This window comes from Bradyrhizobium sp. WYCCWR 13022 (genome assembly GCF_030435535.1).
In the GTDB taxonomy this organism is placed as follows: Bacteria; Pseudomonadota; Alphaproteobacteria; order Rhizobiales; family Xanthobacteraceae; genus Bradyrhizobium.
This window is the reverse complement of the sequence record NZ_JAUIZJ010000002.1, coordinates 640631-657577: the sequence shown is the minus strand read 5'-3', so window position 1 is coordinate 657577 and position 16947 is coordinate 640631. Positions and strand designations below refer to the sequence as shown.

Genomic DNA, 16947 nt, shown 5'->3' with positions numbered 1-16947 from the left:
CGGGGATCGCGGCCTCAGACGTCGAGCAGCTCGTCGCTCGCGAACTCGGCCTTGTCGGAGATGAAGGCGAAGCGTGCCTCGGCCTTGGTGCCCATCAACCGCTCGACCGAATCTGCAGTGGTGTCGCGGTCGTCGGGCAGCAGCACCACCTTGAGCAGCGTGCGCTTGCTCGGGTCCATGGTGGTTTCCTTGAGCTGCGCCGGCATCATCTCGCCGAGGCCTTTGAAGCGGTTCACCTCGACCTTGGCGTTGGCGTTGAAGGCGCTCTTGATCAGCTCGTCCTTGTGCTTGTCGTCGCGTGCGTAGACCGACTTCTGTCCGTGGGTCAGCTTGTAGAGCGGCGGCACCGCGAGGAAGAGATGTCCTTCGTCGATCAGCTTGGGCATCTGCCGGTAGAAGAAGGTGATCAGCAGCGAGGCGATGTGCGCGCCGTCGACGTCGGCGTCGGTCATGATGATGATGCGCTGATAGCGCAGATCCTCTTCGCGATAGTGCAGGAGCTGGCCGCAGCCGATCGCCTGCACGAGGTCCGAGAGCTGGGCGTTCGCCGTCAGCTTGTCCTTGCCGGCGGAGGCGACGTTGAGGATCTTGCCGCGTAGCGGCAGCACGGCTTGAGTCTTGCGATCGCGTGCCTGCTTGGCGCTGCCGCCGGCCGAGTCGCCCTCGACGATGAACAGCTCGGAGCCTTCGGTGCCGGGGTCGGTGCAGTCGGCGAGCTTGCCGGGCAGCCGCAGCTTCTTGCCGGCGGTTTTCCGCGCGGTTTCCTTTTCCTGACGACGGCGCAACCGCTCTTCGGCGCGGTCGATCACGAAATCGAGCAGCCGGTTGGCCATGTTCGGATTGCCCGACAGCCAATGGTCGAACGGATCCTTCATCGCCTGTTCGACGATGCGCTGAGCTTCGGCAGTCGCGAGGCGATCCTTGGTCTGGCCCTGGAATTCGGGCTCGCGCACGAACACCGAGAGCATCACGGCCGCGCCCACCATCACGTCTTCCGAGGTGATGGACGAGGCGCGCTTGCCCTGGCCGACGCGCTCGGCGTGATCCTTCAGGCCGCGCAGCAGCGCGCTGCGCAGGCCGGATTCGTGCGTACCGCCATCGGGCGTCGGCACCGTGTTGGTGTAGGAGGAGAGGAAGCCGTCGGCGTCCGCGGTCCACGCCACGGCCCATTCGCAGGCGCCATGCGCGCCGTTGCGGCCCGACTTGCCGGAGAAGATGTCAGGATGCACCAGCGTGTCGGCATGGATCGCCGCCGCCAGATAGTCCTTGAGGCCGCCGGGGAAGTGGAAGGTTGCCTCCGCCGGCACGTCCTCGACGCCCTTGAGCAGCTCGGGCGCGCAATTCCAGCGGATCTCGACGCCGCCGAAAAGATAAGCCTTCGAGCGCGTCATTTTGAACAAACGCTGCGGCTTGAACGCGGCCTTGGCGCCGAAGATGTCGGTGTCGGGCTTGAAGCGCACGCGCGTGCCGCGGCGGTTGCTGACCTTGCCGAGATCCTCGAGCTTGCCCTTGGGATGGCCGCGCTCGAACGTCATGCGATGCAGCTTCTGGCCGCGCGCGACCTCGACCTCGAGGTGCGAGGAGAGGGCGTTCACCACGGAGATGCCGACGCCGTGCAGACCCCCTGATGTCTCGTAGACCTTGCTGTCGAACTTGCCGCCCGAATGCAGCGTGCACATGATGACTTCGAGCGCCGACTTCTTCGGAAATTTGGGGTGCGGATCGATCGGTATGCCGCGGCCGTTGTCCGTGACGGTGAGGAAGCCGTCAGCGCTGAGCTCGACGCCGATGAAGGTCGCGTGTCCCGCAAGCGCCTCGTCCATCGAGTTGTCGATGACCTCGGCGAAGAGGTGATGCAGCGCCTTTTCGTCGGTGCCGCCGATATACATGCCGGGCCGGCGCCGCACCGGTTCCAGGCCTTCGAGCACCTCGATGTCGGCGGCCGTGTAATCGGCCTCGCCACCGCTCGCGCGCGGAGCGGCTTTCGCGCGTCCCTTCGGCTCGTTACCCTCGAACAAATCGTCTTTGGCTTTCATCTTCAATTGCTTGGACATATATCTTGATGCGCCTTGAGGGCCGCGCGGGCGGCGAATCGGTTGCTGCGACTATGCCACGGCTGGCCGGCAAAGGTCACCGCCGGGCCGGCCCCGCGGCGTCGTTGGGAGCCAATCCCGGCGATTTTACGCCGCAGCCTGGCCAATTCCCGGCAATTTGACGCTGCCGTCTGCTCGGAGCCGGACTTTGTGACTTGATGTCACACAAGTCCCTGGCTTACCAGTGTTTTTCATCGAGCAGCACCTCACGGCGGGGCGGGAAGGCATTCTGGAATGGAGCAGTACGCGCACGCACTGGCCGATTTCGTGCGCCTTCACCAGGCCTGGGCTGCCCCGATCGTGTTCGTGCTGGCATTCGGGGAATCGCTCGCCTTCATCTCGTTGCTGATCCCGGCCTGGGGCGCACTGGTCGCCATCGGCGCGCTGATCGGTGCGAGCGGCATCAGCTTCTATCCGATTTGGATTGCCGGCGCGTTCGGCGCTGCCCTCGGCGACTGGGTCTCCTACTGGTTCGGCTATCGCTACAAGGAACACGTCGCGCAAATCTGGCCGCTGTCGCGCTACCCGGAAATCCTGCCCAGGGGCGAGGCGTTCGTGCGCAACTGGGGCGTGCCTAGCATTTTCATCGGCCGCTTCTTCGGCCCCTTGCGTGCCTCCGTGCCGCTCGCCGCCGGCATTTTCGAGATGCCTTACTGGAGTTTCCAGGTCGCCAATTTCGTCTCCGCGCTGGTCTGGTCGGCGGCGCTCCTGCTGTTCGGCGACGTGATCGCGAAGGTCATGGAATGGATCTGGCGCGTCATCTGACGCCGCAAACCTTGACGGGAACCGGATCTCGCTCTATAGCCGCGCGCCATGATCAACGCCGCGACCATCCTGTTCGCCCGTCGCCGCCGCCGCTCTTTAGCGGTTTGGGCGGTCGATCGCGTTTGAGATCATCGTCTTTGCCGCTGGACCCGATCCGCGGCATTCTCTCTCCTGTCAGCGCGATCTGATCCGGCGGCCCCCCAAGGAGGCCCAGCAGGAGACCACGATGTACACGCCACCCTTTTTCAAGCCGGATCGCGCCGCGAGCCTGAAATTCGCCGAGGAACGCGGTTTCGGCACGATGTGCGCCTTCGACGGCCACAAGCCGGTCGCCTCACCGCTGCCATTTTACTTGACCTATGCGGCCGATGGCACGCCGCAGGCCGCCTTTCATGTTGCCCGTCACAATCCGCTGGTAAAGCTTGCGGACGGCGCGACGTCCTGGCTGCTCGCGATCAACGGGCCCGATGCCTATGTCTCGCCCGACTGGTACGTATCGCCGGATCAGGTGCCGACCTGGCTCTATCAATCGGTGCATCTGGGCGGCCCGGTGCGGCCGATGTCGGACGATGAGCTGGCGGTTCAGATCGACACGCTCAGCGACATCTTCGAGAGCTGGCTGTTGCCGAAGACGCCGTGGACGTCGGCGAAGATGACGGCCGGCCGGTTCGAGACATTGAAGAAGGCGATCGTGGGTCTGGTGATGACCGTTGACGAGGTCGAAGGCAGCTTCAAGCTCAACCAGCACAAATCGGACGCCGACTATGCGGCGATCGCGACTGCGCTGGGCGAGCGCGATGCCGACGCCAGGCAGATTTCACGATTGATGCGGCAGGCAAGGCCGCAAGCGTTCGAAGATCAAGCGTTCGAAGATCAAGTTTTTGCGGATACGAACAAGCTCGAAAGGAGCGTGTCATGAGCCTCACCGAAACCACGAAAGCCCCGACATCAGGCGCGGCCAAGAAGCCCGCCAGCGTCTTCGTCGACGGCGGCTCCGGCACCACCGGGCTCGGCATCAACGAGCGCCTCAAGCTTCAGAACGATGTCGTTGTGAAGACCATCGCCGACGACAAGCGCAAGGATCCCGCGGCCAAGAAGGCGCTGATGGAGGAGGTGGATCTCGTCATCCTCTGCCTTCCCGACGACGCCGCCAGGGAAACCGTCGCGTTGGTCGACAGCATGGGCGCAGCGGGCCCGAAGGTGCTGGACGCCTCGACCGCGTATCGGGTCGCGCCCGACTGGGCCTATGGTTTTCCGGAAATGACGCCGGACCAGGTCGGCAAGATCAAGGCCGCGAAGAAGGTCTCCAACCCCGGCTGCTATCCGACCGGCGGCATCGCGCTGCTCCGGCCGATCGTCGACGCCGGCCTGTTGCCGCCTGACTATCCCATCACCGTCAACGCGGTCAGCGGCTATTCCGGCGGCGGCAAGTCGATGATCGCAAGCTTCGAAGACGGCAGCGCGCCGTCGTTCGAACTCTACGGCCTCGGCTTCGAGCACAAGCATCTGCCGGAACTGCAGCTCTATTCGAACCTGACGCGGCGGCCGATCTTCATTCCCTCGGTCGGCAACTACCGGCAGGGCATGCTGGTCTCGGTGCCGCTCCAGCTCGACACGCTGCCGGGCAAGCCCAGCGGTGCCGATCTGCAGGCCGCCCTTGCCAAGCGCTACGCGGGTTCGAAGTATGTCTCGGTGATGCCGCTTCAGAACGAAGCGACCAAGGGCGGCCGGCTCGAGCCGGAAGCCCTCAACGAGACCAACATGCTCGAGCTGTACGTCTTCGCCAGCGACAAATACCACCAGGCGGTGCTGGTCGCGCGGCTGGACAATCTCGGCAAGGGCGCCTCGGGCGCAGCCATGCAGAACATGCGGCTGATGCTGGGCCTGCCGGAAGAGTAGGGTAGTCTCGTGCCCCGGACGCAGCGCAGCACTTCTTCAGTGGTGCGCTGCAGATCCGTGGCCCATGCTTTCTCTATTTGGTGTTCCCTGGGGCCCGGCTCGCGCTTCGCGCGTCCGGCACACGAGACTTCATTACTTCGCGACGACCGGGCCGCCGAAGCGGTAGTTCTAGAACACCTTGAAGATCGCCAGCGCCAGCACGGCCTGGGCGGCAAAGCCGACGACGAAGGCGAGGGTGCGGAACACCGGTAGTCCCATTGCGTAGACGATGAGATGGGCGACGCGCGACCAGAAATAGACCGCGCAGGCGAGCACGGTCCATTTCGAGGAATAGTCGATCGCGTTCAGGATCAGCACCAGCGGTGCGAAGATCACGAGGTTCTCGACCGCGTTGTCGTGTGCGAACATCAGGCGCGTCGCCCACGGCGATTGGGGCTTGTCGCCGCGCGAGGGGTTGGCCATCGCGCCGGAGAGGCCGCGGACCTGGCAACGGTCGAGAATGTAGGGGACCCACAGGATGCCAGTGAAGATCACCGTACAGGTCAGCCAGAACAATTCGCGCGTCATAACCCGGTCCCCTCTAGAGTCGATGTCGTGAGCTTATACGAAAACCAGCGCTACGCGCGAACCCTGACGTAGCTGCCGGGGGCATCCTCGATCGGGGGCAGCGCCTCGGTGCCGACGCTACGCGCCGGCACTTCCTCCGGATCGAGCCCGCCCAGCCATTCGCGCCAGTCCGGCCACCACGAGCCCTTGTGCTCCACCGCGCCCTTCATCCACTGGGCGACGTTGACGTCCTTGATGTTGTCGTTGGTCCAGTACTGGTACTTGTTCGACGCCGGCGGATTGACGACGCCGGCGATGTGGCCCGAGCCTGACAGCACGTATTTCACGGGCCCGCCGAAGAATTGCGAACCGTAAAGCACGGACTCCGCCGGCGCGATGTGATCCTCGCGCGTGGCGAGGTTGTAGACGGGCACCTTGACCTTGGAGAGGTCGAGCAGGGTGTTGTCGAGCACCATCGTGCCGGTCGACAGCCGGTTCTCCAGATAGCAGTTGCGCAAGTAGTAGGAATGGTTCGCCTGCGTCATCCGCGTCGCATCGGAATTCCAGTGCAGCAGGTCGAACGCGCTCGGCTGCTGGCCCTTCAGATAGTTGCTGACCACGTAGGACCAGATCAGGTCGTTCGAGCGCAGCATGTTGAAGGCCATCGCCATCTTGGAGCCTTCGAGCACGCCGGATGTCTTCATGTCCTGCTCGAGCGCTGCGATCTGCTCCTCGTCGACGAAGACGAGGAGATCGCCGGCATGGGTGAAGTCGACCTGTGCGGCAAAGAAGGTCGCCGAGGTCACGCGCTGGCGCCGCTTCTCGGCGAGCCAGGCCAGCGTGGTCGCGAGCATGGTGCCGCCGACGCAATAGCCGGCGGTGTGCACCTTCATCTCGCCGGTGACCTTCTCGATCACGTCCATCGCCGTGAGCGGGCCTTCCTTCATGTAGTCTTCCCAGCTCTTGCCGCCGAGCTTCTTGTCGGGATTGACCCATGAGATCACGAACACGGTGATGCCCTGATCGACGCACCACTTGATGTAGGATTTCTCCGGCTTGAGATCGAGGATGTAGAATTTGTTGATCCAGGGCGGAATGATCAGCAGCGGCGTGCGCAGCACCTTCTCCGTGGTTGGCGCATACTGGATCAGCTGCATCATCTCGTTCTGGTAGATCACCTTGCCCGGCGTCGTCGCCATGTTGACGCCGACGACCATGTTGTCCGGGTTGGACTGGCGGATCTTCAGCATGCCCTTGCCGGCGGAGATGTCCTCCGCCAGCATGGTCAGGCCGCGCGCGAGGTTCTCGCCGCTGCTGGCAACGGTCTCGCGCAGCACCTCGGGATTGGTCAGCACGAAGTTCGACGGCGAGATCGCGTTGGTGACCTGCTGCACATAGAACTCCGCCTTGCGGCGGGTCGCCGGGTCGAGCTCGGCGTCGTTCACGAGCTCCTGCGCCCATTTAGCCGTGAGCAGATAGAGCTGCATCACGAAATCGAAGAACTGGTTCGACTTCCATTCCGGATCGGCAAAGCGCTTGTCGCGCGGCGAGGGCGCGATCGCGGGTTGCGCCTCCTGGCCGGCCATTCGCCGCGCCGCCGAGCCCCAGAGATCGAGATAGTCCTTGGCGAGCTTGGTCTGGAGGTCGGACGCACGCGACTGGTCCGACAGCCAATATTCGGCGACCGAGGTGAAGGTCTTCACCACCTCGGTGAGCTCGGCCGGCGGACGGTCCTGCACCTCGCCGCTTTCGCGCGGCTTCAGATACGCGGCGAGCGCCTTGCCGCCGCTCTCCATCGCCCGCGCGACATTCATCGCGAAGGCTTCCGCATTGAACTTCGTTTCGGGCTTTGACGTGGGCGTGTCGGTCGTGGCGGTACTCATGAAGGCAACACTACCGATTGATTCCGTATTCGTCACCGCGAAGCTCGCTGGTTTCGTGCCAAACAGGCGCGAAGATGTGCTGCACTGCGACAAGCCTTCTTGCTTTCGTCACAATCGGCGGGCACGTCTTGTGCCGTGGGCCTTGGATGATTTCTCGCTCGTACCATTTGTGGGCAGCAATGGTTTGAGCTTGGGCAGGTTGTTGGTTAAGTTGCCGGCAGCCTTGCGTTGGGACGGGTAGGGGATTTCCCAAGTGTTGGCGTTGTGGGACCTGCAAAAGTCGCTGCCGATTGCTGGCGCGCTGCTGATCGCGGCGCTCGCCTTGGGAGGGTGTTCGAGTCAGTTGGCTGACTACACCCCCACCGACGCGCAGGCCCATTCCAGGGATTCCGGCGGCTACCTTCCGGTACACGATCTGCCGCCGGATCGCGATGAGGCCATCATCCCACCGGACCAGCGTGCCAAGATCGAAGCCGAGCTTGCCGCAGCGCGCGACCGCCAGGCCGTCGCCGCAAAAGACGCCAAATAGGGGCGGCAAAAGGGAAGAGGACGGCCGGAGAGAGCCGCAAGGTAATCGCTGGCGCCCCCGCCACTCCGTGCTAAAAAGACTTCAATTCAGCCGAGAGTCAGGGCGAAGGAGTTCAGTCCTTGTCGCCGTAAATCGCTCCAAGTGTTTGATTTCGAGCGATTTTCGTGCGTCGGGCGCTGTCTCCTCGAAGGGGCGGTCATCTCCCCTCGATTCTGTCCTGACCGGTTGCCCGGAGCCCAGAGAGCCATGGAAGATTTTTACCGCATCCGCCGCCTTCCGCCTTACGTGTTCGAGCAGGTCAACCGGGCCAAGGCGGCCGCGCGGAATGCCGGCGCCGACATCATCGATCTCGGCATGGGCAATCCCGATCTGCCGGCGCCCCCGCACGTGCTGGAGAAGCTCAAGGAGACTCTGGGCAAGCCGCGCACCGACCGCTACTCGGCGTCCCGCGGCATCCCCGGCCTGCGCCGGGCTCAGGCCGCCTATTACGCCCGCCGCTTCGGCGTGAAGCTCAACCCCGACACCCAGGTGGTGGCGACGCTGGGCTCGAAGGAAGGCTTTGCGAACGTGGCCCAGGCGATCACCGCCCCTGGTGACGTCATCCTCTGTCCGAACCCGAGCTACCCGATTCACGCCTTCGGCTTCTTGATGGCGGGCGGCGTGATCCGTTCGGTGCCCTCGGAGCCGACGCCTCAATTTTTCGAAGCGGTGGAGCGGGCGATCGTGCATTCGATCCCCAAGCCCCTCGCGCTCGTGGTCTGCTATCCGTCGAACCCGACCGCCTATGTCGCGAGCCTCGACTTCTACAAGGACCTCGTCGCTTTCGCGAAGAAGCACGAGATCCTGATCCTGTCTGATCTTGCCTATGCCGAGGTCTATTTCGACGAGAACAACCCGCCGCCCTCGGTGCTCCAGGTGCCGGGCGCCATCGACGTCACCGTCGAGTTCACTTCGATGTCGAAGACTTATTCGATGGCCGGTTGGCGCATGGGCTTTGCGGTCGGCAACGAGCGCGTAATCGCGGCGCTCGCCCGCGTCAAATCCTACCTCGACTATGGCGCATTCACGCCGGTGCAGGTCGCCGCGACCGCGGCGCTGAACGGCCCCGACGATTGTATCAAGGAGATGCGCGACACCTATCGCAAGCGCCGCGACGCGCTGGTGGAATCGTTCGGCCGCGCCGGTTGGGAAATTCCGCCGCCGGAAGCCTCGATGTTCGCCTGGGTGCCGCTGCCGGAAGCGTTCCGCAGCGTCGGCAGCATGCAGTTCGCGACCCTCATGGTGGAGAAATCAGGTGTCGCGGTCTCGCCCGGCGTCGGATTCGGCGAGCATGGTGAAGGATATGTCCGCATCGCCATGGTGGAAAACGAGCAACGGATCAGGCAGGCCGCGCGCGGCGTGCGCCGCTTCCTTGAAAGCGGCATCGAAACGTTGCACAACGTCGTTCCGCTCGCCAACAGGCGCTAATTCTCTTCTGCAGGTTCACTAAAGCATCATGGTTGCACCCCTGAAAGTGGGCATAGCGGGGCTCGGCACCGTGGGCGCCGAAGTTGTCCGTTTGATTGAAACACAGGCGCGCGTGCTCGCGGGCCGCAGCGGCCGCGGCATTCGGGTCGTTGCCGTCACCGCGCGCTCGAAGGCAAAGAAGCGCGGTATCGATCTGCGCGGCGTCGAATGGGTGAGGGATCCGCTTGCGCTCGCCACGCATCCCGGCATCGACTGCTTCGTCGAACTGATGGGCGGCGCCGGCGACCCCGCGCTCTCCGCCGTCGAAGCTGCGCTCAACGCCGGCAAGTCTGTCGTCACCGCCAACAAGGCACTGCTCGCCAAGCACGGAATCAAGCTCGCCAAGGCCGCCGAAAAGCATGGCGGTGCGCTGAATTTCGAGGCAGCCGTCGGCGCCGCGATCCCTGTCATCAAGACCTTGCGCGAAGGTCTTGCCGGAACCGGCATCAATCGCGTCTACGGCATCCTCAACGGCACCTGCAATTACATCCTGACCCGGATGGAGCAGGAGGGCCTGTCGTTCGCCGAGTGTCTCAAGGATGCGCAGCGGCTCGGCTATGCCGAGGCCAACCCGTCCTTCGACGTCGACGGTCACGACACCGCACAAAAGCTCGCCATTCTCGCCAGCCTTGCCTTCGGCACGAAAGTTGCTCAAGGCGCAGTGTATGTCGAAGGCATCTCCTCCATCGCGCCTGAAGATCTTCGCGCGGCCGCCGATCTCGGCTACCGCGTCAAGCTGCTCGGCGTTGCCGTTCGCACCGCCAAGGGCATCGAGCAGCGCGTGCATCCGACCATGGTTCCCAAGACATCCTCGATCGCGCAGGTGATGGGTGTCACCAATGCGGTCACGATCGATGGTGAGGGCATTCCGCCGATCACGCTGGTTGGTCCCGGTGCCGGCGGCGCTGCAACCGCATCCGCCGTCGTCGCCGATATCGCCGATGTCGCGCGCGGCATCCGAGCCAATCCGTTCGGCCGGCCGATCGCGCATTTGCGCGACACCAGGAAGGCGCCGATGGAGCGACACGAGGGCGGCTACTACATCCGCCTATTGGCACGCGATTTCCCGGGTACTGCGGCTGCGATCGCGACCCGGCTCGCGGAGCAGAAGATTTCGATCGAGTCGATCGTGCAGCGTCACCCCAACGGCGGCGCTGCGCCGGCCGACGGCAAGGCGGTGCCCGTGCCCGTCATCCTGATCACGTACGCGACCCATGAAGACGCGGTGCGCCGCGCGCTCGCGGCCGTGCAAAAGGACAAGGTGATCAGCGGACGGCCGCAGGTCATCAGGATTGAGAAGAACTGAGCGAGAAAGACACGAAGCGGTTCGAACGAACTGCTGATGTTACGAGTTGATGCGGACGGAGATTTCCGTCCCAAACGTTTCGAAGGAGTGAGCCGATGTCGACCCATATTTCAGTGCCGCCGCAGGCGTTGCTCGAGCGTATTCTCACGCTGGAGATCGTGCGTGTGACGGAACGGGCGGCGGTGTCGTCGGCGCGGCTGCGCGGGCATGGGCAGGAGAAGGCGGCCGACCAGGCCGCCGTCGACGCCATGCGCCGCGAGCTCAACAAGCTGCCGATCCAGGGCACCATCGTGATCGGCGAGGGCGAGCGCGACGAGGCGCCGATGCTCTATATCGGCGAGCAGGTCGGCATGAAGGCGGGCCCCGAGGTCGATATCGCGGTCGACCCGCTCGAAGGCACCACGCTGTGCGCCAAGAACATGCCGGGTTCGATTGCTACCATGGCGATGGCTGACGGCGGCACGCTGCTGCACGCCCCCGACGTCTACATGCAGAAGCTCGCCATCGGTCCGGGCTACGACAAGGGCGTCGTCGAGCTCGACGCGAGCCCTGCCGACAACGTCCGCCGCCTCGCCAAGGCCAAGGGCGTCAAGCCCGACGGTATTACGGTTCTCGTGCTCGACCGTCCGCGCCATGCCAGCATCATCGAGAGCGTGCGCTCGACGGGAGCGGCCGTTCGCCTCATCACCGACGGCGACGTCGCCGGCGTGATCCACTGCGCCGACCCCGACAACACCGGCGTCGACATGTATCTCGGCACCGGCGGCGCGCCGGAAGGCGTGCTCGCTGCGGTCGCGCTGCGTTGCATCGGCGGCCAGATGCAGTGCCGGCTGATCCTGGATTCCGACGAGAAGCGCGAGCGCGCGGCCAAGATGGGCGTCAACGATCCCAAGATGATCTACGGCATCGAGGACATGGCCCGCGGCGACTGCCTGTTCGCCGCCACGGGCGTCACGACCGGTTCACTGCTGTCGGGCGTCAAGTTCCGCAAGGACGGCGTGATCGAGACCGAGACCGTGGTGATGCGCTCGGTCACCGGCACCGTGCGCTACATCAAGGCCGAGCACCGCGAGCTCGCGAAGTTCCACCTGGACTAACGTTTGCCGTCATTCCGGGACTAGCGAAACGAGAGCCCGGAATCTCGCGCCACAACTTCTGCATTCCGGGTTCGCGCTTCTGGCGCGCCCCGGAATGACGACAAGAACAATCAGGGAAGCGCCATGTCCGATCTCTCCGCCGTCAAAGCCCTGATCTTCGACGTGTTCGGCACGGTCGTCGACTGGCGCACCAGCCTGATCACCGATTTCATGTGGTGGGGGAAGGGCCGCGGCATCAGCGCCGACTGGACAGCGCTCGTCGACGGCTGGCGCGGCATGTATGTCGCCTCGATGCAGGACGTGCGCGAGCATCCCGAGCGCGGCTATGTCATGCTCGACGATCTGCATCGGCGTTCCCTCGAAAAGCTGGTCGAGAAGTTCGCGATCAAGGGCCTCACCGATGCCGATCTCGACCACCTCACCAAGGGCTGGCACCGCCTCAACCCCTGGCCCGACAGCGTCGCCGGCCTGACGCGGCTGAAGACGAAGTTCGTGATATCGCCGCTGTCGAACGGCAACGTCGCGCTGCTCACCAACATGGCGAAGTATGCCGGCCTGCCGTGGGACCTGATCATGTCGGCCGAGCTTTTCGAGCACTACAAGCCCGATCCCGAAACCTATCTCGGCGCTGCAAGGCTGCTCGGCCTCAAGCCCGAGCAGGTGATGATGGTCGCCGCCCACAATGGCGATCTCGCCGCCGCGCAGAAATACGGTCTGAAAACCGCCTTCGTCGCACGGCCGACCGAATACGGCCCGCTTCAGAAGGTCGATTTCGACGCCACCGGCAACTGGGACATCGTCGCCAGGGATTTCGGCGGCATCGCCGACAAGCTCGGCTGCTAGCCGAGCCGCGCCCTCACGCAATCCGTAGCGCGGGCTCGCTCCCGTCCGTCTCCGCGAAACCCGCCTGCAGGACCTCGTCGCGCTTGTGGCGCAGATGGGCGCGCAGGATGTGCGAGAGGCCGACGCCGTCGCGGCGCTGAAGTGCGTTCAGGATAGCTTCGTGCTCGCTGACGGCGAACGCCCAGCGCTGCGGCGTCATCGGCGTGACGTAGCGGGCGCGGCGGATGCGCGCGGTCACGGACGCATAGAGTCCTGACAGTACGGGATTGCCCGCGGCATTGACGATCCCCTCGTGGATGGCGCGGTTGCCGCGATAATACTGGAGCAGATCGCCTTCGCGATAATGCTGCACCATCGCGACGTGCGCGGCGGCGATCTCGGCGATCTCGCGATCGGTGATGCGCTCGCAGGCGAGTTCGCCGGCCAATGCTTCGAGGCCCTGGCAGACTTCGAAGAGGTCGCGCATGTCCTTGTCGGTCAGTTTGGCGGCACGCGATCCGCGATGGGGCAGGAGCTGCACGAGGCCCTCTGCAGCCAGCACCTTGAGCGCCTCACGCAGCGGCGTGCGCGAGATCTCGAGCCGCTCGCACAGCTCGCGCTCGGGAATCCGCGCGCCCGGCGGGATCTCGCCGTCGAGCAGAATGTCGCGGATACGGCCGACGACCTCTTCGTGCAGCATGGGCTATCTCTATTTTTGAATGCAAAAATGGTCCAATAGACGAAAGTTAGGTAATTATATCTTGAAATTCCCAAATTTTGCATTCAAAAATTCAAAAAACAGACGGGATCGAGGAAATGGACCAGGCCCTGGCGGCGGACGACCTCGTTTTTGAATGCAGCGACGGAATCGGGCGGATCACCTTCAATCGCCCGCAGGCGCGCAACGCCTTCACCTTCGCCATGTACGAGCGGCTCGCCGCCATCTGCGCGCAGGCCAACGACGACAGGTCCATCCGGGTGCTGGTGCTGCGCGGGGCCGGCGACAAGGCGTTTGCCTCCGGAACCGACATCAACCAGTTCCGCGAATTCAGGACGCCGCAGGATTCCATCGATTACGAGAACCGGATCGACCGGGTGCTGACGACGCTCGAGCAATGCCGGGTGCCGACCATCGCCGCGATCAACGGCTTCTGCACCGGCGGCGGGGCGGGCATCGCCGCGGCCTGCGACCTGCGCATCGGCACGCGGAGCGCCAGGATCGGCTTTCCCATTGCGCGGACGCTCGGCAATTGCCTGTCGATGTCCAATGTCAGCCGTCTGACCGCGCTGATCGGGGCAGCGCGCGTCAAGGATCTGATCTTTACCGCGCGGCTCGTCGATGCCGCGGAGGCTGCGGGAATCGGGCTGCTCGGCGAGGTCGTCGACGATCTCGCAGCGCTCGACAAGCGTGCCGACGAGGTCGCGCGCCTCGTGGCCAGCCACGCGCCGCTGACGCTGAACGCGACCAAGCAGGCGGTCGCGCGCCTGCAGAAGCGGCTGACGCGGGACGAGGGCGAAGACCTTATCCTGATGTGCTACACGAGCCAGGATTTTCGCGAAGGGCTCGATGCTTTCCTCAGCAAGCGCGCCCCGCAGTGGCGCGGTCAATAGGACGCCCCGATGCAGAGCGATCGATCGCAATCGACGTCCCGCCGCGCAGGCCCGCTCGCCGGCCTCAGGGTCATCGACCTCACTCACGTCATGGCGGGGCCGACCTGCACCCTGATGCTCGCCGACATGGGCGCCGACGTCATCAAGATCGAGAAATGGCCGAATGGCGACGACACCCGTCACTCGGTGCCGCCGAAGATCGGCGACGAAGCCGCCTCGTTCCTGATGATGAACCGCAACAAGCGCGGCATCGTGCTGGATCTGAAGACCGACGGCGGCAAGGCGGTGCTGCGGCGCCTGATTGCGGATGCCGACGTGCTGGTGGAGAATTTTGCGCCGGGCGCGATGGAGCGCCTCGGCTTCGGCTATGAAGAGCTGCACGAGACCTTCCCGGCGCTGATCTATTGCTCGCTGTCGGGTTTCGGCCGCACCGGTCCCTACAAGCATCGCCGTGGCTTCGATCTCGTTGCGCAGGCCATGAGCGGCATCATGAGCTTCACGGGCGAGCGCCCGGATGGTCCGCCGGTGAAATGCGGGCCGCCGCTATCGGACATCACCGCGGGCCTGCTCGCGAGCATGGGCATCCTCGCCGCCTACACGCATCGCCTCAAGACCGGCGAGGGGCAGTGGGTCGAGACCTCGCTCTTCGAGGCCGCGCTGGTGCAGACCTATTGGCAATCGACCATCGCGCTCGCCGCCGGGACGGCACCGCGCGCGATGGGCTCTGCGCATCCGCTCAATGCGCCGTATCAGGCCTTCGCGGCCTCGGATGGCTGGCTCGTCGTCGGCGGCGCCAACAAGAAGCACTGGCTGCTGATGCTGGAGGCGCTCGGCGCGAGCGAACTCGCCGCCGATCCGCGCTTCGTCACCGGCGCCGACCGCATGGCGAATTTGAAGGAGCTCGAAGCCGTCCTGAGCGAGCGCTTCCGCACCCGGACGCGCGCGCATTGGCTTGCGGCGCTCGACGAGAAGGGCGTGCCCTGTGGACCGGTGCACGACATGCTGGAAGCCTTGAGCGATCCGCAGACGCTGGCACGCGAGATGGTCGTCGAGGTCGAGCATTCCACCCTCGGCCCGGTCAGGACGATCGGGCTGCCGGTCAAATTCTCGGAGACGCCGGGCAAGGTCGCCTCAGGCGCGCCCGTTTATGGCGAGCATACGCGCGAGGTGCTGGCCGAGCATGGGTTCGACACGGCGCAAATCGAAGCGCTCGAGAAGGAAGGCGCAATCGTCTCGGCATCCAGGGAGCGCAAGGAACGCGTCGCCTGAGCGGACGTCGAGACGGCTGATCGAACAAAACAGAAAAGTCAGTTGGAGGAAATCATGCGTGCGACGTCTCTACTCCTGTTGTCCGTCGGTACAGCCGTGCTTGCAGGCAGTGCGCCTGCATTGGCGGCCTGGCAGCCGCAAAAACCGATCGAGTTCGTGGCGACCGCCGGGCCCGGCGGCGGCACCGACAACCTCGCCCGCGCGGTGCAGAACATCGTCACCAAGTACAAGCTGACCGAACAACCCATCGTCGTCGTCAACAAGGGCGGCGGCAGCGGCGCGGAAGGCTATGTCTACGGCAAGGCCTCGGCCGGCGATCCCTACAAGGTGATCTTCGGCACCTCGAACGCCTGGCAGCAGCCGCTCGTCTCCAAGGTCGCCTTCAACTACACGGACCTGACCCCGATCGCGGCGATGGCGCAGGACGAGTTCCTGCTGTGGGTCAAGCAGGACGCGCCCTACAAGACTGCGGGCGACTATCTGAAGGCGGCTGCATCGGGCGAATTCAAGATGGGCGGCGCGCAGTCCAAGGACACCGATGAGGTCCTGACGCGCATGATCGAGAAGATCGGTCATGTGAAGCTGACCTACATCCCCTTCAAGAGCGGCGCCGAGGCTGCGGTGCAGCTCGCCGGCGGGCATCTCGATTCCCACGTCAACAATCCCAGCGAAAGCCTGGGACAGTGGCGCGGCGCCACGCAGCGCCCGCTCTGCGTCTTCAGCCCGAAGCGCCTGCCGGCCGGTCCCAAGATCACCGCAACCGAAGGCTGGAGCGACGTTCCGACCTGCGCCGAGCAGGGCCTCGACATCAAGCAATATGAGCAGCCGCGGACGGTGTGGCTGCCCGGCAAGGTCACACCCGAGCAGGCGGCCTACTATGTCGATCTCATGAAGAAGGTGCAGGCCACGCCGGAATGGAAGGACTACATCGAGAAGACGTCCCAGGTCGACACGTTCCTGACCGGTGCAGAGTTCGACAAGTTCATCAAGCAAGACCTCGAGCACGTCAAACAGGTCGCGAGCGAGCAGGGCTGGCTGGTCAAGTGAGGCGGTGCTCGCCGCAAACTCCGCGGTCGTCCCGGCATTCGTCGGGACGACATTGGATGTCGGGTCCGCTGCTCGACTGGAGCCTTCGATGATCTCACGCCGCGCGCTCGAACTTGCGACCGCCATCCTCACCGGCAGCTTTGGCGTCGCGGTGGTGGTCCAGAGTCTGGACAACGGCATCGGCTGGTCGAGCGAGGGTGTCGATGCCGGCACGTTTCCGTTCCTGACCGGCATCATCATCATCGCCGGCAGCCTCTACAATCTGGCGCGCGGTGTTGTTCCGGTGGGGACGCTGGCGAACGTCCCGGTCGCGATCACGTCGGTTGAGCTGCGGCGACTGGCGGGCCTGTTCGTGCCGGCCGCGATCTTCGTCGCCGCGATCCCGCTGCTCGGGATGTATGTCGCCTCGGCGGCATACGTCTTCGCGGTGCTCGCGATCCCCCGGCATCAATCCGTCCTGCGTTCGGCGGTCACGGCGGCGGCAACGGCGCTCGCGCTCTACGTCGTGTTCGAGCGCATGTTCCAGGTGAGCCTGCCGCACGGCGCGCTCGCCGCCGCGCTCGGATTCTGAGGG

Annotated in this window: 16 protein-coding genes; 12 read left to right on the top strand and 4 right to left on the bottom strand. The window is 64.6% G+C overall.

What is annotated here, in order from left to right; genetic code table 11:
- Positions 1 to 14: 14 nt before the first annotated feature.
- Positions 15 to 2054 (bottom strand): DNA topoisomerase IV subunit B, encoded by a 2040-nt coding sequence (gene parE / locus QY049_RS04255; protein ID WP_301269033.1) that lies wholly within the window; start codon positions 2052 to 2054, stop codon positions 15 to 17.
- Positions 2055 to 2327: 273 nt separating this feature from the next.
- Between parE and QY049_RS04250 the strand changes: the two genes are divergently transcribed.
- From QY049_RS04250 to argC, 3 genes are all read left to right on the top strand, one after another.
- Complete coding sequence (locus QY049_RS04250) at positions 2328 to 2858, top strand: DedA family protein (protein WP_301269032.1); 531 nt, start codon at positions 2328 to 2330, stop codon at positions 2856 to 2858.
- Positions 2859 to 3084: 226 nt separating this feature from the next.
- On the top strand, positions 3085 to 3777 hold the full coding sequence (locus QY049_RS04245) for an FMN-binding negative transcriptional regulator (RefSeq protein ID WP_301269031.1): 693 nt from the start codon (positions 3085 to 3087) through the stop codon (positions 3775 to 3777).
- A complete protein-coding gene (gene argC / locus QY049_RS04240) occupies positions 3774 to 4757 on the top strand; it encodes an N-acetyl-gamma-glutamyl-phosphate reductase (protein ID WP_301269030.1) in 984 nt (327 codons plus the stop codon). The genes QY049_RS04245 and argC overlap by 4 nt, the downstream gene beginning before the upstream one ends.
- Positions 4758 to 4925: 168 nt before the next feature.
- Here argC and QY049_RS04235 read toward each other — a convergent pair whose 3' ends face one another.
- Both QY049_RS04235 and QY049_RS04230 read right to left on the bottom strand, forming a co-directional pair.
- Positions 4926 to 5324 (bottom strand): MAPEG family protein, encoded by a 399-nt coding sequence (locus tag QY049_RS04235; protein WP_301269029.1) that lies wholly within the window; start codon positions 5322 to 5324, stop codon positions 4926 to 4928.
- A 50-nt stretch (positions 5325 to 5374) separates the two neighbouring features.
- On the bottom strand, positions 5375 to 7186 hold the full coding sequence (locus QY049_RS04230; RefSeq protein WP_194476070.1) for an alpha/beta hydrolase: 1812 nt from the start codon (positions 7184 to 7186) through the stop codon (positions 5375 to 5377).
- Positions 7187 to 7439: 253 nt separating this feature from the next.
- Between QY049_RS04230 and QY049_RS04225 the strand changes: the two genes are divergently transcribed.
- The 5 genes from QY049_RS04225 (at position 7440) to QY049_RS04205 (ending at position 12467) form a co-directional block, all read left to right on the top strand.
- A complete protein-coding gene (locus QY049_RS04225; RefSeq protein WP_194476069.1) occupies positions 7440 to 7715 on the top strand; it encodes a hypothetical protein in 276 nt (91 codons plus the stop codon).
- Between the two features lie 246 nt (positions 7716 to 7961).
- Positions 7962 to 9182 (top strand): LL-diaminopimelate aminotransferase, encoded by a 1221-nt coding sequence (locus tag QY049_RS04220; RefSeq protein ID WP_194476068.1) that lies wholly within the window; start codon positions 7962 to 7964, stop codon positions 9180 to 9182.
- 28 nt (positions 9183 to 9210) lie between these two features.
- Positions 9211 to 10527, top strand: a complete 1317-nt coding sequence (locus QY049_RS04215; RefSeq protein ID WP_194476067.1) for a homoserine dehydrogenase — start codon at positions 9211 to 9213, stop codon at positions 10525 to 10527.
- Between the two features lie 95 nt (positions 10528 to 10622).
- Positions 10623 to 11624, top strand: coding sequence for a class II fructose-bisphosphatase (gene glpX / locus QY049_RS04210; protein WP_194476066.1), 1002 nt, complete (start codon positions 10623 to 10625; stop codon positions 11622 to 11624).
- A gap of 123 nt (positions 11625 to 11747) precedes the next feature.
- Complete coding sequence (locus QY049_RS04205) at positions 11748 to 12467, top strand: haloacid dehalogenase type II (protein ID WP_301269028.1); 720 nt, start codon at positions 11748 to 11750, stop codon at positions 12465 to 12467.
- Positions 12468 to 12480: 13 nt separating this feature from the next.
- Here the strand turns inward: QY049_RS04205 and QY049_RS04200 are convergent, their stop codons facing one another.
- Positions 12481 to 13146: a GntR family transcriptional regulator gene (locus QY049_RS04200; protein ID WP_301269027.1), complete on the bottom strand. Its 666-nt coding sequence runs from the start codon at positions 13144 to 13146 to the stop codon at positions 12481 to 12483.
- 116 nt (positions 13147 to 13262) lie between these two features.
- On the opposite strand from QY049_RS04200, the gene QY049_RS04195 reads away from it, so the two are divergent.
- The 4 genes from QY049_RS04195 to QY049_RS04180 all read left to right on the top strand — a co-directional run bounded on the left by QY049_RS04195 (position 13263) and on the right by QY049_RS04180 (position 16944).
- Positions 13263 to 14057 carry an enoyl-CoA hydratase/isomerase family protein gene (locus QY049_RS04195; protein WP_301269026.1) on the top strand — a complete coding sequence of 265 codons (795 nt, stop codon included), beginning with the start codon at positions 13263 to 13265 and terminating at the stop codon, positions 14055 to 14057.
- Between the two features lie 9 nt (positions 14058 to 14066).
- Entirely contained in the window at positions 14067 to 15326 is a 1260-nt protein-coding gene (locus tag QY049_RS04190) for a CaiB/BaiF CoA-transferase family protein (RefSeq protein WP_301269025.1), read from the top strand.
- Positions 15327 to 15380: 54 nt separating this feature from the next.
- Positions 15381 to 16373: a tripartite tricarboxylate transporter substrate binding protein gene (locus tag QY049_RS04185; RefSeq protein ID WP_258761739.1), complete on the top strand. Its 993-nt coding sequence runs from the start codon at positions 15381 to 15383 to the stop codon at positions 16371 to 16373.
- 88 nt (positions 16374 to 16461) lie between these two features.
- Positions 16462 to 16944, top strand: coding sequence for a tripartite tricarboxylate transporter TctB family protein (locus QY049_RS04180; protein ID WP_301269024.1), 483 nt, complete (start codon positions 16462 to 16464; stop codon positions 16942 to 16944).
- Positions 16945 to 16947: the final 3 nt, after the last annotated feature.

Bases quoted from the DNA above. Each gene is read 5' to 3' on its own strand.
- parE (WP_301269033.1), bottom strand. From the start codon at position 2,054: ATGTCCAAGCAATTGAAGATGAAAGCCAAAGACGATTTGTTCGAGGGT.
- QY049_RS04250 (WP_301269032.1), top strand. From the start codon at position 2,328: ATGGAGCAGTACGCGCACGCACTGGCCGATTTCGTGCGCCTTCACCAG.
- QY049_RS04245 (WP_301269031.1), top strand. From the start codon at position 3,085: ATGTACACGCCACCCTTTTTCAAGCCGGATCGCGCCGCGAGCCTGAAA.
- argC (WP_301269030.1), top strand. From the start codon at position 3,774: ATGAGCCTCACCGAAACCACGAAAGCCCCGACATCAGGCGCGGCCAAG.
- QY049_RS04235 (WP_301269029.1), bottom strand. From the start codon at position 5,324: ATGACGCGCGAATTGTTCTGGCTGACCTGTACGGTGATCTTCACTGGC.
- QY049_RS04230 (WP_194476070.1), bottom strand. From the start codon at position 7,186: ATGAGTACCGCCACGACCGACACGCCCACGTCAAAGCCCGAAACGAAG.
- QY049_RS04220 (WP_194476068.1), top strand. From the start codon at position 7,962: ATGGAAGATTTTTACCGCATCCGCCGCCTTCCGCCTTACGTGTTCGAG.
- QY049_RS04215 (WP_194476067.1), top strand. From the start codon at position 9,211: ATGGTTGCACCCCTGAAAGTGGGCATAGCGGGGCTCGGCACCGTGGGC.
- glpX (WP_194476066.1), top strand. From the start codon at position 10,623: ATGTCGACCCATATTTCAGTGCCGCCGCAGGCGTTGCTCGAGCGTATT.
- QY049_RS04205 (WP_301269028.1), top strand. From the start codon at position 11,748: ATGTCCGATCTCTCCGCCGTCAAAGCCCTGATCTTCGACGTGTTCGGC.
- QY049_RS04200 (WP_301269027.1), bottom strand. From the start codon at position 13,146: ATGCTGCACGAAGAGGTCGTCGGCCGTATCCGCGACATTCTGCTCGAC.
- QY049_RS04195 (WP_301269026.1), top strand. From the start codon at position 13,263: ATGGACCAGGCCCTGGCGGCGGACGACCTCGTTTTTGAATGCAGCGAC.
- QY049_RS04190 (WP_301269025.1), top strand. From the start codon at position 14,067: ATGCAGAGCGATCGATCGCAATCGACGTCCCGCCGCGCAGGCCCGCTC.
- QY049_RS04185 (WP_258761739.1), top strand. From the start codon at position 15,381: ATGCGTGCGACGTCTCTACTCCTGTTGTCCGTCGGTACAGCCGTGCTT.
- QY049_RS04180 (WP_301269024.1), top strand. From the start codon at position 16,462: ATGATCTCACGCCGCGCGCTCGAACTTGCGACCGCCATCCTCACCGGC.